This is a genomic window from Candidatus Protochlamydia phocaeensis (assembly GCF_001545115.1).
In the GTDB taxonomy this organism is placed as follows: Bacteria; Chlamydiota; Chlamydiia; order Chlamydiales; family Parachlamydiaceae; genus Protochlamydia_A; species Protochlamydia_A phocaeensis.
The window spans coordinates 246135-261737 of sequence record NZ_FCNU01000007.1 but is presented as its reverse complement, the minus strand read 5'-3'; the positions used below and the strand labels follow the sequence as shown (position 1 = coordinate 261737).

The following is a 15603-nucleotide window of genomic DNA, read 5'->3' as shown; positions in this document are numbered from 1 at the left end:
TGACCTCCATTTGAAAACGAAACATTACTGTAGGCAATCGCGATAATTAAGTCCAAGAAAATTGAGAGTCAGGAACGCGGATTTCTAACTCTTTAAGCTGCTCGCTAGACACTTTCGATGGGCATTCCAGCATGAGATCGCTCGCTTTCTGTGTCTTAGGAAAGGCTATGACGTCGCGTATGTTTTCCGTCTGCGTCAGAATCATGACCAAACGATCCAATCCAAGGGCAATCCCTAAGTGAGGCGGCGTACCATAGCTTAACGCTTCTAAAAAGAAGCCGAATTTACTCTCCAACTCTTCTGGAGTGAGTTTGAGGCATTCGAAAATCTTTTGCTGCAGCTCGCTGTTGTGGATACGCTGGGATCCTCCGCCAATTTCATAGCCATTGAGAACAATATCATAGCCGGATGAACGCATTTTTAAAGGCTCGCTGTCCAGCAAGTGGATATCTTCCGGATTGGGAGAAGTAAACGGGTGATGTTCGCTTTGCAGGCGTCTTGCCTCTTCATCCCAACTGAATAAAGGAAAATCTGTCACCCATAAAAATTCATAGCGGTTGGGATCGATTAGGTTGCGGTCGCGGGCGACTTTACGGCGCAGATGATCTAGCGCTTGGTTGGTTCGGGAAGGAGCGTCGGCAATCATAAAGATAAGATCTCCAACGTCCATTTGCATTTCCTTAATGAGACGCTCTTGGATGGGTTCTGGAAAAAATTTTACAATGCTTGAGTTCAGCCCGCTTTCTGCCCGCTTCATCCAAGCCAAGCCTTTAATTCCAAGGCGTCCGACAAATTCTGTATATTCATCAATGGCTTTGCGGGATAAGTCGGCTCCCCCTTTGATGCAAAAGCCTTTGACAATCCCGCCTTCGCGCAGCTGATCGAGAAAAACAGAGAACGTCGATTGGCTTGCAATTTCATCCAAACGATGCAGTTCCATGCCAAAACGGAGATCTGGGCGGTCGCTTCCATATTTTTCCATACAAATTTGATGAGGAAGGCGTCGGAAAGGCGTTGAAATGTCCAGGCCGATACAGGCTTTAAAAATGGTTTTGATCAATCCTTCAATAATGGCCATCAAATCTTCAGGCACTCCAAAACTCATTTCCATGTCAATCTGAGTGAACTCCGGCTGGCGATCTGCCCTTAAATCCTCATCCCTAAAGCAAGGGGCAATTTGAAAATAGCGGTCCATGCCGGCTACCATTAACAATTGCTTAAAGATTTGAGGGGATTGGGGAAGGGCATAGAAGGTCCCTGGATAAATGCGTGAAGGGACCAGGTAATCGCGGGCTCCCTCTGGCGTGGACTTCCCTAAAATTGGGGTGGTAATTTCCAAAAAGCCTTTTTGATCCAAATATTGCCTAGTTGTAAGCATAGCCCGATGGCGGACGATAAGCTTTTTCGCTACATCCCCCCGTCGGATATCCAGGTAGCGGTATTTGAGCCTTAATTCTTCGTTGACGTCTATTAGGTCATCGCTGATCGAAAAGGGAGGCGTCTTAGCTTTAGATAAAATCTCAATTTCATTGACGAGAACTTCAATTTCTCCGGTCGCCAATTTAGGGTTTGTCATTCCTTCTTGACGAGGAATCACTGTGCCTTTAATGGAAATCACCCATTCCGATCGTAGTTTTTCCGCTGCCAAGTGTGCAGAGGGACTTTTGATCGGATCAAATACGAGCTGGGTAAGGCCAAAGCGGTCGCGCAAGTCAATAAAAATCAGCCCTCCATGATCGCGCCTGCGATTGACCCATCCAGACAAGATAACAGAGGAGTCAATATCTTCTTTGCGTAAAGTCCCACAGTCGTGGGTTCTGCGATAATCAAACATATGCATTTTTTCCAAATATTTATTCATTTCTCGTTGCTGTCAGGAATGGGGAGCGATCAGATTCTTCGCCTGTTCCAAAGAAACTTTTAATTTTTCAGCGAAAAATTGGCTCTGACGCTCTGTTGCCAACGGAGCCGATAAGTCTTCCCATAGTTGAACAAACGCTTGGCCTTGTTTTTCCAATTTTAGCGTTGGAATGAGCTCTTCAAAGGCTATTTTGGTCTTTTTTCCTGTTGCCATTTCTTTGAGGTCAAGTTCTTGACGCTCGATTTCTTGATCCCCAACCACGGCAACATAGGTGGCTCCCACTTGATCGGCGTATTGCAGAGCTTTTCCGACTTTTTTACTACTGAAGTCTAACTGAGAAGGAATGCCTTGCTGGCGCAATTGATGCAGCAAATTAAAACACACCTTTTTGGCTTCATCCCCCAAAGCGACCAAAAAGAGAATGGGATGTTCGGGTTTGGGAAGGGGCGCTTTTTGGTTGATCATCGTTTGAATAATGCGCTCGATTCCCGTTCCGAATCCAATTGAGGGGAGATCGGGGCCTCCAAGCGTTTGAATAAGCCCATCGTAACGTCCGCCTCCTCCAATGCTATTTTGCGCGCCTAGCTCGCCCGCGACGACTTCAAATACGGTCTTATTATAATAGTCCAAGCCGCGCACAAGCAGAGGATTGACCTGAAAAGGGATCTTTAATTGAGCCAGCAATTTCTTTAGGTCTTCAAAATGTCCGCGGGCTTCTTCGCTTAAAAAATCTAAGATCGAAGGCGCGTGGGCGACAATCTCCCGATCGCGCGGATCTTTGGAGTCCAAAATGCGCAAAGGATTGACCTCAAATCGGTTTTGGCTGTCGGGGGACAGGGCGGATAAATGAGGCTGCAAATAATCTTTCAAGGCTTGCCTGAACGCTTGGCGGCTGGCAGGATCGCCGATTGAATTAATATTTAAGCTTAAATTTTTTAATCCCAGGCGCTGATAAAGAGTATAAAGCAAATCAATAATCTCGGCATCCTGCTCGGGTGAGTCATTTCCAATCGCCTCTGTTCCGAATTGATGATGCTGGCGGTACCTGCCTGCCTGCGTTCGCTCATAGCGAAACATGGGAGCAATATAAAACAGCTTGTGAATAGGTGCTGTCGTATAGAGCTGATGCTCGATAAAGGCCCGCATGGCCGGCGCTGTGCCCTCCGGACGTAAAGACATGGAGCGTCCACCTTTGTCCTCAAAGGTATACATTTCCTTGGAGACAATATCGGTTGTTTCTCCCACACTGCGCTGAAAAAGCTCTGTACGCTCAAAAAGAGGGGTGCGAATTTCTTGATAGCCATAATCGCGGGCCGTATCGCGAATGATCTGCTCGACATATGACCATAAATACATGCTTTTCCAGGGCTCGTGGCTGTCTTGGGGGAGAATGTCAAAAACGCCGGGAGGAATGGGATATTTCATACTGCTCCTTCATCATTAGGGCGAGAATTGTTTTTTTAATGGAATAAGAAAAGAATTATAATTTCTCAGGTATAAAGAGTAAAGAATGAATAGGAGATAAAGCTTCCTGCCATTCAAGCCCCATTTTTAATATACCCTTTTAGACGCTCTTAATTCACTATTCACTTAAAATTTTTAATTTCTTTATCTCTTTTTTATACAATTGAAAATTGTTTATAAATACAATATGTTATTGTTTTGTGGTTTTTTAATGAATGTTTGTATTTATTTTTGGTGTGTTAATTTGTAATTTAATTTAATATTTGTTTTGATTTTGTAATATTGCTTTTAAGGGGAAAATTATGACCGTTTATAATGATAAGGATTCATTTTTAAAAACTTTTATGCCTTTTTTAGAAAAGGAAGGCCGGGAGTTAGCTAAACAGAATCCTATTTTAGGTCAAGTGGATGAAAAAATTATCACCAATCTCGTTCACTCTATTCTATCTCCTGAGGCAGTTAGGGAAAAAGAAATCGGCAATTGCATAGGCCAAATCTTGAATGGATTTAAAGAGTCAATAACGGAAAATCTATCGGCGAAAGAAGCCCGTCAGTTTGAGAAATTTTGGCAGCAGGAAAAATCCAAGGGGAATATTCATAAGCGGTTTTACAGTAAAAAGAGCGCAAATTTGATAAAAGCAGAATTAGATCAAGATTTAAATCTAGGGATTAAAAATCTTTTAGCTACGCTTTCTACTGCAGAAGAGCGTCGCTGTCATCCTAAAGATATTACAGAAGAAGCCTTTAAGATGAGCCAAGCTCAAAAGGCTGATCAAATGATGGAAAAGCTGATTAAAGAGGAGCAAGCCGTCCATAAAAAAGGACAGCAAAAAGAGGCTAAGAAAAAGCAAGCTAAAACTAACAAGCAACAGACAATGCAAAAGCCTTCGGCGCCAGCGCCTTCTCAAATTCATTCTAAGGCTGTTGTTTTGCTTGATCGAGAAGATAAACCTTCCTCTTCCGCCCAGGTCGCTAAATATTCAAATCTGGCGATTAGATTGTGTCATCCTAGTTTGGATTGTCCGGAATATTCGCGTGTTAGAAGATGGAAGACGAAAAATCCAGGGGAAATTCGGTTTTTTATCGATCATGATGCAGAGGGAAAGCAAATTTTACGCTATCGCGATTTAACGGATGAACAAATCTTAGAGCAGCGGGCTAGGCATTTCCTTCCAGGAATAGAACGATTATTAAAAGATCCTCAGATTTGCAAGATCTATGGGTTTCCCACCGATCGGGGATATGGCTTAATTGCCCAATTATATTTTAATCAAAATTATCATAATGGCGTTATTTACTTTGGTGTTGATGAAAGAAACGCCATTTTTCATAAATATTTTGAAGAAAGACAATTTAGCGATGTCAAAAAGAATATCTTTTTGGATGAGCAACAGGAAAATATAGAGAGAGCATTAGAAGAAAATGAGAGAGAAGGCGAGTGGAAGTCTAATCAAGATTTTACTATCGATATCTCCGACAAGGGAGTCTTTAAATTCACTTATTCTTCGGATCATTACATTTCAATTTTTCCTATCCAGACGGATTTATTACATAAAATTTATCCTTAAAGAATATTATTGGGCTGTTTCTGCCTTCTGCAGACCGCTCGTTTTCATTGGCTATTTTATGCGTATTAATGCATCATCATTTGATGAATTAAATAAATTGTATGTGTATTTTAATTTAATAAAATGCTATATTTATATTATATATATAACTAAGGTGTGATTGTGAATTTAAATTTAAATGAATATAGAGCAAATAGTTATCATTCAGTATTGCATCAAATTAAGAATAAATATGTTGCTAATTATCAAGGGGAATTAATTAAAAAAACGACCGTTCAAGGCTGGATTATCCATCAAATTGATAGAAGTTTTAAATTATTAGGATTATCGAGATGGAAAGTCTTTGATGGCAGTGCGCGTATGAGACAAGTCGTGCACAACATACTTGAGCGAAGAGGGAATGAAAGCAATCCTGAAAGGCTGGCTGAAAGCAATCCTGTTTTATTACAGTTAAAAAATGAGCTGTGGGAAATTCAAGAGCTAAAAGACGCTAGTCGGTATTTGTGCGAAAATATTTTTAACGATGAGCAATTATTCCAAGAAATAGACAAGGCGTTAAAAATAGGTAACCGCCATTTAGCTTTTGCAAAAATGGATGAGTTGATTCAGAAAGCAATCATTGAAAAATTTTTTCCAAAAGATTTAGAGAGAGCTTATGGCTCGGATGTCTCACCGGAAGAGAGAGCGCGCCTTTTTACTGAGCAAAAGAAGAAAAGGGACGAAGCGTGTGACTTGTTAAAAATCGTATTTTCTCAAAATGAGAATCAATTGAAGGAAAATGGCATTTCTCCTCTTGTTTTTAAAAAGCTTGTTATAAGCTGTTTTAAAGGGATGGATCATGCTGAAAATGGGCCTAGAAGGAGAATTCGTGCAAAAAGCGATGAGGATTTCTTTGAGAACGGGCCTAAAATGGGAAATTCAATTTTTCAAAGGGATCTTTCTCCTTTCGTTTATTTTCTAGACGAGGCTCGCAATCATCGCTGGGATTTTGCTTCATCCATTTTAAACCCTTATAGAAAAAAGATGGAGAAAAAACCGGATGTCTTTACAGATTCTTCAATTACTCCTTACGCCTTAGATTGTTTATTGACTCATTTTTTAAAGGTAGACTATCAGTCTACAGGGTTAATTTTAGATAGATTTTCTATAGAAGATGCTCATGCATTTCCTATTGCTTCATTTATTAGCAAGCTTGCTCAGACGCCTTCGCACTTAAGACGTTTAAACCAAATTATCTTATCCGATAACGCAATGACAACGGAAGGATTGAGAGTCATTGCTAATAGCTTATTAATGAATTCGCAATCTATAGAAGGGGGAGGGGCCGCTTTACCCTCTTTAAGTTTAATTAATATGAAACAATTAGATGCCCAAGCCCTTGCGTTAGTTGATCAATTGAAGCAAGCGGGTATCAACATTGCCGTTCATGGACAGGAAAAGACAGAACAAAGCTAAAGATTCTCTTCTTACCAGAGCTTTTATGGATTATTGAGCCGCTTCTTCAGGCGGCTCTTCTTCTTTGGGGCGTTCCATCGCCAATAAGGCATCGAATTCATTTAGGAAGAAATCTTTTTCTTCAGGCTTAATTAAGCGCTCATAATTCAAAATGTGTTGCAAGACATCCCTGTCTTCCGCTCTTACGGCTAAATGTTTTGTTTGAGATAAAAGCTGATTTTCGAGCTGGTTTAAAATTTGATTTCTCAATAAATTTTGATATTTCATCAAGTCTTGAGGATCTTTAATATAATCAAAGTTAAGCCAGGTAGTCGCAATATGAATCAAATTGTCTAACTCAGACAAAGATTTGGCTTTTTCAATGTGCACGAGCATGGTCTCTAGATTTTGTATGCAATTTTCATCAGCCAAGCTGAAAGCTTGGTTGTCTTGCTGAATGAGCTGTTCAAGATGCAAATGCTTGACAAAGGCCATAAATTGATTAATGGGCATATCTTCATATTGATGATAAAGGCTGTCCAATGCTTCTTTAATCGCTTGCTTGTGCTTTGCATCAGCCATTAAGTAGGCATGCGATAGGTTTTGAAATTCAAATTGAAAGCCCGTCCGCGGATTCGGCAACTCATGATTCAATAAATTGGTTAAAGCGGTCGTTAAAGGCTGAAGCTCATTTTCTCTGGCCATGGCAAGAGATTGCAATTTGATATAAATGGGATGATTAAAGTCGATCTGGGACTCTTCAAGAGCATGGCCTTGCTCATCTTTATGGTTTTTCTCCGTCGCAGCGTGGAAAGCGATCAAGTCGTTTTCCTTGTTTAAAGAGGCTATAGGATCTTTTAATTCTTCCTCGTCTTTAAGCAAGTGGACTTGATAGATCTTGCCCTGGTTATTGAATAGAAGATAACCAAACAGAAATTTGTCGGAAGGCGCAAATGTCATGACGCCTTGCCTCGTCAATAAAGCAGATTTTTTGCCTTGATCTGCGTATAAAATCAAATTGTTTAAGCTCGAAAAACTTTCAACATCCTGCTTTAAAGCGGCCACTTCTTGACTTGTTCCACGCGATGTCGATAAGGCCAAGGCTTTTTGGATTAACCGCTGCCCCAAGCGGTGATAGCGGGGAGCGTTGTAGATAAAATTTTCCGCTCCAGGCTTGATCCAACCCAAATTTTTAGGAGGGGCATAATCCAAATTTCCCGTTTCATTTGCCAGCGTGGCCAAGCGGATCAATTCGCCTTGTTTGATAAGGGAAGAGATTTCTTTGCCGTTCATGCTTTCCAAAGGATCGGGATTGGTTAATAGTCGATTTAAGCTGCGTACGTCTTTTAAGGTGCGCAATTCCATTGAATGAGAATCGATCACGATAATGGACTTTGGAATGAGCCAATGCAATAAGCTGGGAGCAGGCTGGGCAATCAGTAGAAAATGCGATAGATCGCTGCTGGTATAAATGCGCAAGCTGTATGGGCAGCAATTAAATTGACCCTGCGCATCCAATTGGGAGGCGTAGGAAGGAACATTGGGCAAAATGACCTGTAAATTGTTCTTTAAAAAATCGAGGTCGGACCAATTCTGATTAGGGGGCTTAATATGATAGAGCTGCGCATGCGCCAATGCCATTGCAATATCAGCCATGCCTTGAGCCGCCTTTGTCTCTTGCATCTCTGTCTTATCGCTGACCGTAAAATAAATGACTGTTCCCAGAATTCCAGCGATAGCTAGAATGGATAGGATAAAAAGAATAATCCATTTCCAAGCTTGAACAAGATGACTCGGTTCCGAAGAGATATGAAAAGGATCTTCCTTTTTATTATCATCATCTAAATCGCGCAAGTAATCGTCTTTTAAGCTCAGCGGTTTTTTTCTTTCAAAAACCTTTTCTTCAGCAAAAGGGGCAACTGCCAATGCCGCATCAGTCTTCTTTTCTTGTTCCTTTTGAGATGGCCCCGAAGAACTCAAATAGCGGTCCAGGTCGCTCAATTTCCATTCTTCTTCTTTTAATGCTTCAACTTCCTTTTCGAAAGGAAGGGAAAAATGGAAAGAGGATTTGTTTTCCTCAGATTCGACAGTCGCTGTCACTTGCGCTTGAGGGACTTCTATTTGCTTCTTAATTTTATCATTCAAGATGGGAATCAAAGTGTCGAGAGGAGTTAAAGGCGCTTTTTCCTTTTCTTCACTGGCCTGATTCAAATTTTCAAATAGAATTTTAGTCTGATGGACAAGGATGATATCCCCTGAACGCAACAATTTTTTTCCAAAAGGATGATCATTAATAGAAACAAAAGGATCATTTGCCTGATTGATGAGAATCAAAAATCCATTCTGCTCAATAATTTTTAAGTGAACGGGTTGAATGTTTTCGCCAGGAAGGATTAAATCGACATGACCGGATTCCGATCCTAAAAGAATCGTGGATTTATTAAATAAATGGATTTCAGGATCTGATTGGACATTAACAGTAAGTCGGATCATGAGAAATTTGCATTACCTTAATGTTTCTATTTCAAACGTTTCTAACACATTGGGAAGCTAACGTCAACCAGAATTTCCCAAAAATTTCCGCTTTTCTAAGAGGGTGTATAAAAACCTTCTAAGCAGGTGGAATACCTCCCTAATAAAAATCGTTTCTATACTAGACAAGAGTTTATTAATAGTCACGATTTTAATTTTATATTTATAAAAAAATCGATTTAAAAAATACTTTTAATTTTATTGTTGGTTTTTTTATTTATTATATCTTGAATAAGGGTAGAATTTATAATTGATTGATGCTATAGTCATCTTTTGTCCACGATAAAATGTCTAAAATAACCTCGATTTAATGGGATCTTGAATTTCTTTTCATTTTCCTATTTGTTTTCTCAAGCCCGTGAACTCCTATCGCTCACCAGATATTTTTAAAGGGATAAGAAGAAAAGGCCAGGCTTAACGAATGGCTGTAAGAAGGGACTAAAAAACTTCTAATGGCTTGGATTCGAGTTCTTTTTTTCGTAGGAGGCGTTCTTGCTCTCTAGGACAAAAATGGTCTCAAATGCAAACGATTATAAGTTGTTTAACAGGCTCTAAGAGAGTGTCTTAAAACCCTTAATAATCAATATTTGAGGTTGTTTTCTTCCTGGAAAGCAATAGGAGAACTCGAATTAGGTCATTAACGGTTTTAATACACTCTCCCGGATAGCTTAAAAAATTTTAGTCTTGCATAATAGGTGATAATTCCTTCACTATAAGAGAATTGTAAGAAGGAAAAAGGGATTTTTTTGAAGCGAGTGCTTAATAAGATCTTTCCTTCTGACAGGAAATATTTATCAAAAAAATCGAAAAGGCTTATAAAGTTTTGAATCACCGGCTGGGCTATCTAGGCTGCCTTTAATAACGAGAAGATGGCCTGTGTTGCTTTGCTATTAGAAATTTAAGCAAGCGTAGTTAACAGAAGGAAATGTCTTGACAGAATCTAATTTTTCCTTTCTAGTACCTGTTTTTTAGCAGGAAGGAAGTCTAGCTCTTTATTGGAGATTTATTTCTGTTTTGTTAAGTACCAATTGAATGTCGATAAGATTTTTTAATTTTTGTTTTATCGATTTATTAATAGGCCTTTAAATTAATTATCGTGTTGTAGGATAAAATTTAAGGAGAACACGTGAATACACTGCTCACTTGGCTGCAACCAGCTCCTCACATTCCCGAGATAAAGGATAAAGAGCGCGTTAGAATAGAATACAGATATTGGCGTATTCGTATTCTCTATTCAATGTTTATTGGCTATGCTTTTTATTATTTTACAAGAAAAAGCTTTACTTTTGCGATGCCGGGATTAATTCAAGACTTAGATTTCGACAAAAGTCAATTGGGTATTTTAGGCAGTATTTTATCTATTACATATGGGATTAGCAAATTTGCTAGTGGGATTATAGGTGATCGCACGAATCCGCGCTATATGATGGCAATTGGATTGATGCTAACAGGCGTGTGTAATATTTGTTTTGGCCTTTCGTCTTCTATATTCTTTTTTGCTCTTTTCTGGGGGCTTAACGGTTGGTTTCAGGGGTTTGGCTGGCCTCCCTGTGCGCGTTTTTTAACGCAATGGTATTCGCATTCTGAGAGAGGATCTTGGTGGTCGACTTGGAATGTTTCCCACAATGTGGGAGGCTTTTTAATTCCTTGGGTGGCAGGAGTGGCGCTTCAATATTTTGGCTGGCGCTATGCCATGTATTTCCCAGGCGTGCTCTGTATTTTAGTAGGCTTCTTTCTCATCAATCGTTTAAGAGATACGCCTCAATCCTTGGGCTTGCCCTCTATTGAAAAATACCGCAATGACTATATTGATAAAATTGAAGCCGAAGGCGGGAATGAAAAAGACTTAACCACTAAAAAAGTTCTTGTTGATTTTGTTTTAAAGAATCCCTATCTCTGGCTTTTAGCTGTAGCCTATTTCTTTGTTTATGCCGTGCGAACGGGAATTAACGATTGGACAGCTCTTTTCTTGGTTGAATCTAAAGGATATAGCAGTATTGGTGCAAATGGGTGCGTTTCCCTCTTCGAAGTGGGGGGGTTTTTTGGCAGCTTAGTGGCCGGCTGGTCTTCGGACCGTTTATTTGGAGCAAAGCGCGGGCCTATCAACGTCTTATTCACTCTTGGCATGCTGGCGTCTATTGGAATCTTCTGGCTTGTGCCGGAGGGGTATTCTTTTCTAGATTCGACTCTTATGTTTATTATTGGCTTTATGATCTTTGGTCCGCAAATGATGATCGGGTTGGCTGCCGCTGAACTCTCTCATAAAAAAGCGGCTGCGACGTCAACAGGTTTTGTCGGCTTCTTTGCTTATGTCGGCGCGGCCTTTGCCGGTTATCCTTTGGGTTCCATTACGCAGGGATGGGGATGGCAAGGCTTTTTCTGGTCTCTTTTGATATGCTGTATTGTTTCAACTATGCTTCTATTGCCGCTTTGGTCTGTAACGGCGACAAGTATTCGAGCCAAGGCTAAAGAACCCGCTCCGAACCCAGGCCTGGCTTCCTCTGCAAGAGCTGCCAGAACTTAAAGTTTAGCTGTGTAAGCTTTGAGCTTTTTATTTCATTTTGCTATACTTAGCAGCCTATTATAAGCATAATAGGCTGCTTGGCTTTTGGTATCTTGAATATAGGCAATTAGCAATTCAAGGACGGTTTCTCAAACTGAGTCCATGCTTTCTGGTTTCTATGATTGATTGAGATAAATCAATTAAATCTATTTCCAGGCAGCTTACTGTAATATTGATCCTTATTAGGCACAAGTCTTGCTATGGCTTCATTTGTCCATCTTCGCACACATTCTCAATATTCTATCTTAGATGCCTCGGCTTCCCTTTACGAGCTTGTCCAAAGGGCAGCTCAAGAAGGGATGGGATCCCTTGCCCTAACGGACCATGGCAACTTATTTGGGATAGTGGACTTTTATAAAGCTTGCAAGGAAGCGAAAATCAAGCCCGTCATCGGATGCGAGCTTTATGTGGCTCCTCATTCCCGTTTGGATAAGACCAAAAATCCCGGCATGCGGGCGGCTTATAACCTCACCCTTTTGGCAAAAAATAAGCAGGGCTATCAAAACCTGTGCAAGCTTTCATCCGCTGGCTATCTGGAGGGATTCTACTACTATCCGCGCGTCGACCAAGATCTTTTGAAACAATATAGCGAAGGGTTGATTTGCTTGACGGGTAGTTTGGGGACAAGGCTGGCGCACGAAATTTTGCAGGGAACGCCCGAAAGCGTATTATCCCAGCTGAAATGGTGTCAAGACACCTTTGGAAATGACTGCTATTTGGACTTGCAGCGCCATAGCATGTCGTCCGAAGATATTCAAGCAGATGGTTTGTATCAAGAAGCCTGGCTTATCCAGCAGTATCAGGATTTTGCGGCTAGACAGAAAAAAGTGAATGAGGCTCTCGTTCAATTAAGCCGGCAGCATGGCATTCAATTGGTTGCGACAAATGATATCCATTATGTCGACAGAGAGGACTGGCGAGCGCATGAAATTTTATTGAATATCCAGTCGGGCGAGCCTTGCGAGATTTGGGAAAAAGACTCTTATGGCAACCCAAAGTTCCGGGTTCCCAATCCGAAAAGGCAGACTTATCCGAGCCACGAATATTATTTTAAATCGCATCAGCAGATGCAGGAATTATTCGAAGATGTTCCTGAGGCGCTTTCTAATACAGCCCTTATTGCTGAGCAATGCTATGTGGAAATTGATTTTAAAACCAAGCATTATCCGGTCTATCTTCCCCCGAGCTTGGAAAGTAAATCTTATACGAAGGAAGAGCAAGGCAAGGAAGTGGAAAAATTCCTCTGGCAGCTTTGCGAAGAGGGAATTCCCAAGCGCTATACTCCAGAGCGATTGGCCAAGGTGCAAGAAATTTATCCTGACAAGGATCCGATGCAAATCATTAGGGACAGGCTCAATTATGAGATGAGCATTATTGTCCCGAAAGGCATGAGCGATTATTTATTGATTGTTTGGGATTTTATCAACTGGGCGAAGCGCAATGGCATCCCTATGGGGCCGGGACGCGGTTCTGGAGCAGGTTCTATTGTCCTTTATTTGATCGGAATCACCGATATCGAACCTTTGCGTTTTCATTTGTTCTTTGAGCGCTTTATTAACCCGGAGCGGATTTCCTATCCCGATATCGACGTGGATATTTGCATGGATAGGCGCGGGGAAGTCATTGCTTATACCTTGCAGAAATATGGCAAGGATAATGTTGCCCAGATCATTACGTTTGGCACCATGAAGGCTAAAATGGCGCTGAAAGACGTAGGCAGGGTGCTAAGTGTACCGCTTTCCAAGGTGAACGAAATAGCCAAGCTTGTCCCCGAAGATTTGAATATTACCCTAGACAAGGCTTTGGAAAAAGATCCGGATCTGCGCTCGTTATATGAGACTGACGAAGAAGTGGCCCGCTTGATTAATCTTGCCAAAAAGCTTGAGGGATCTATCCGCAATACGGGCATTCATGCAGCCGGAATCATTATTAGCGGCGCTCCGTTGACCGATCTCATTCCAATTTGCAATTCTAAAGATTCTGACATGCCTGTCACCCAGTTTTCTATGAAGCCGGTAGAAGCGGTGGGGATGCTTAAAGTCGACTTCTTGGGATTAAAGACATTGACGGCCATTCAGATATGCGTCGACTCCATCAAGGCCAGCACAGGCCGGGATATTGATTGGATTAATCTTCCTTTAGATGACAAGCCTACTTTCGATTTATTAAATCAAGGGAAAACATTAGGCATATTCCAATTAGAATCCGGTGGAATGCAGGATCTGGCCCGTCAGCTGCACTTGGACCGTTTTGAAGAGATTATAGCGGTCGGCGCACTGTACCGTCCGGGCCCTATGGACATGATCCCTTCCTTTATCAATCGTAAGCATGGGCGGGAAGCGATCGAAAATGACCATCCTTGGATGAAGGATATCTTAGCAGAAACATATGGCATCATGGTCTATCAAGAGCAAGTCATGCAGATTGCCAGCAAGCTTGCCAATTTCTCATTGGGCGAAGGTGACGTTTTGCGCCGCGCCATGGGAAAAAAAGACATGGATCAAATGGCCAAGCAAAGAGAGAAGTTCCGTTTAGGCGCTTTGCAAAATGGCATTGATGAACAAACATCCATGCTGATCTTCGATAAGATGGAAAAGTTTGCGGCTTACGGATTCAATAAATCCCACGCGGCAGCTTATGGCTATCTCTCTTATGTGACTGCTTACATGAAAGCCAATTACCCGCGAGAGTGGATGGCTTCTTTAATGACGTGCGATCGAGACGACTTGTCAAAAGTGGCAAAATTTATCCGGGAATGCCAAAGCATGGGCATTCCCATGCTTCCTCCAGATGTCAATGAGGCTGGTACCGCTTTTCAGGCGACTTCGCAAGGCATCCGTTTTGCGATGACGGGAATCAAGGGAGTAGGGGGCGGAGTTGTCGAGACCATCACGCAAGAGCGGCAAAAAAGGGGGGCTTTTAAGAGCTTCTACGAATTCTTTAAGCGCATTGATACGAAAAAGGTGGGGAAAAAAGCAATTGAAAGCTTGGTGGAGGCTGGATCCTTTGACTTTACGGGATGGTCGCGCGATGCGCTCCTGCTCAGTATCGATCCGATCTATGAAGCGGTCTCTAAAGACCAAAAAGAACAGTCGCTGGGCATCCTTTCTCTATTTTCTTTAATGGGAGACGGTCTTGAAAGCCGGTTTGCCAATCCTCCTGAAGTCAAACAGAAAACGCCGAGCCAAGAAGTGCTGCGCAAAGAAAAAGCCTTGCTTGGATTTTTCTTGACCGGACATCCGATGGATGAATATAAAGGCATTTTGCAGCGGCTGTCTTGCATTCCTTTAAGGCGGATTGATCAAATGGACCACGATACGGTCTTCCGTTCCGCCTTTATTGTTGAATCCATCCAAGTGCGCCTTTCGGCAAAGTCGCAAAAGAAGTTTGCTATTTTAACCATTAGCGATGGCATTGAAAGGCAGGAATTACCTATTTGGCCCGACCTCTATGAGGAGAAAAGCCATTTATTGCAAGAAAACCAGCTCCTTTACGCCGTCTTGCAAGTCGATAAGAAAGGGGATGAACTGCGGCTGTCCTGCCGCTGGCTGGATGATTTGACTAAAGCCAATGAAGAAATGATCGAAGCTTGTGACAAGGCCTATGATAAGGCTAAACATCAAATCACCAGGCATGCGTACAATGCAAGCGCAAACGGAAAAAATAATGGTGACAAAGCCAAAACAGAGAAAAATGCCAAACCCGCAACGACTAAAGAAGAGCCTGCCATGCAGACCATTTCCATCAAATTAGATGCTGACCGCGCACGGTTAAGCCATATTTTAAAGCTTAAAAATATTTTTAACGAATGCTGCGGCACAACACCTGTTCAGATTCTCTTTCATAATCAAGCAAAGTTATTAGCAACCCTGCATATAGACGGCAAATGGGGAATCGCTTTTAATGAGCAAGTCAAACAAAAGATTTGCGAACTTGATTGCGTATTAGCTGTTGAATAAAACGGTTGTTGATTTACTGGCTAGCGCCGAATCATTCCCCGTTTGTTGAATAAAGCGCGAAAAGATTGACAGGAAGCTGGTCTGTCTCTACACTTTTGTTTCTTCCTTTAAGAGGGTGTATTAAAATCCATAATAACCTATATTCGAGAGAATTTTTTCCTAGCAGGAAAGAGCTTGAAGCTAGGCTATAGTCGTTTGAATACATCTTCTAAGTTTAATTCT

Annotated in this window: 7 protein-coding genes; 4 read left to right on the top strand and 3 right to left on the bottom strand. The window is 41.5% G+C overall.

Translation table 11 applies throughout. The annotated features are described in order from the left end of the window. Nucleotides 1–46: 46 nt before the first annotated feature. Together aspS and hisS are read right to left on the bottom strand one after the other, a co-directional pair. A complete protein-coding gene (aspS, locus tag BN3769_RS02100; RefSeq protein ID WP_068467479.1) occupies nt 47–1834 on the bottom strand; it encodes an aspartate--tRNA ligase in 1788 nt (595 codons plus the stop codon). Between the two features lie 39 nt (nt 1835–1873). Further along, nucleotides 1874–3286 (bottom strand): histidine--tRNA ligase, encoded by a 1413-nt coding sequence (hisS, locus tag BN3769_RS02095; protein WP_068467064.1) that lies wholly within the window; start codon nt 3284–3286, stop codon nt 1874–1876. 341 nt (nt 3287–3627) lie between these two features. On the opposite strand from hisS, the gene BN3769_RS02090 reads away from it, so the two are divergent. Together BN3769_RS02090 and BN3769_RS02085 are read left to right on the top strand one after the other, a co-directional pair. Then, entirely contained in the window at nt 3628–4893 is a 1266-nt protein-coding gene (locus tag BN3769_RS02090) for a hypothetical protein (protein ID WP_068467062.1), read from the top strand. A 162-nt stretch (nt 4894–5055) separates the two neighbouring features. After that, nucleotides 5056–6348 (top strand): hypothetical protein, encoded by a 1293-nt coding sequence (locus tag BN3769_RS02085; protein WP_068467061.1) that lies wholly within the window; start codon nt 5056–5058, stop codon nt 6346–6348. Nucleotides 6349–6378: 30 nt separating this feature from the next. Here the strand turns inward: BN3769_RS02085 and BN3769_RS02080 are convergent, their stop codons facing one another. Then, nucleotides 6379–8820: an FHA domain-containing protein gene (locus tag BN3769_RS02080; protein WP_068467059.1), complete on the bottom strand. Its 2442-nt coding sequence runs from the start codon at nt 8818–8820 to the stop codon at nt 6379–6381. 1165 nt (nt 8821–9985) lie between these two features. Here BN3769_RS02080 and uhpC point away from each other — a divergent pair. Then, nucleotides 9986–11383 (top strand): MFS transporter, encoded by a 1398-nt coding sequence (gene uhpC / locus BN3769_RS02075; RefSeq protein ID WP_068467057.1) that lies wholly within the window; start codon nt 9986–9988, stop codon nt 11381–11383. Nucleotides 11384–11622: 239 nt separating this feature from the next. Continuing rightward, complete coding sequence (gene dnaE, locus BN3769_RS02070) at nt 11623–15381, top strand: DNA polymerase III subunit alpha (RefSeq protein WP_068467055.1); 3759 nt, start codon at nt 11623–11625, stop codon at nt 15379–15381. Nucleotides 15382–15603 lie beyond the last annotated feature (222 nt).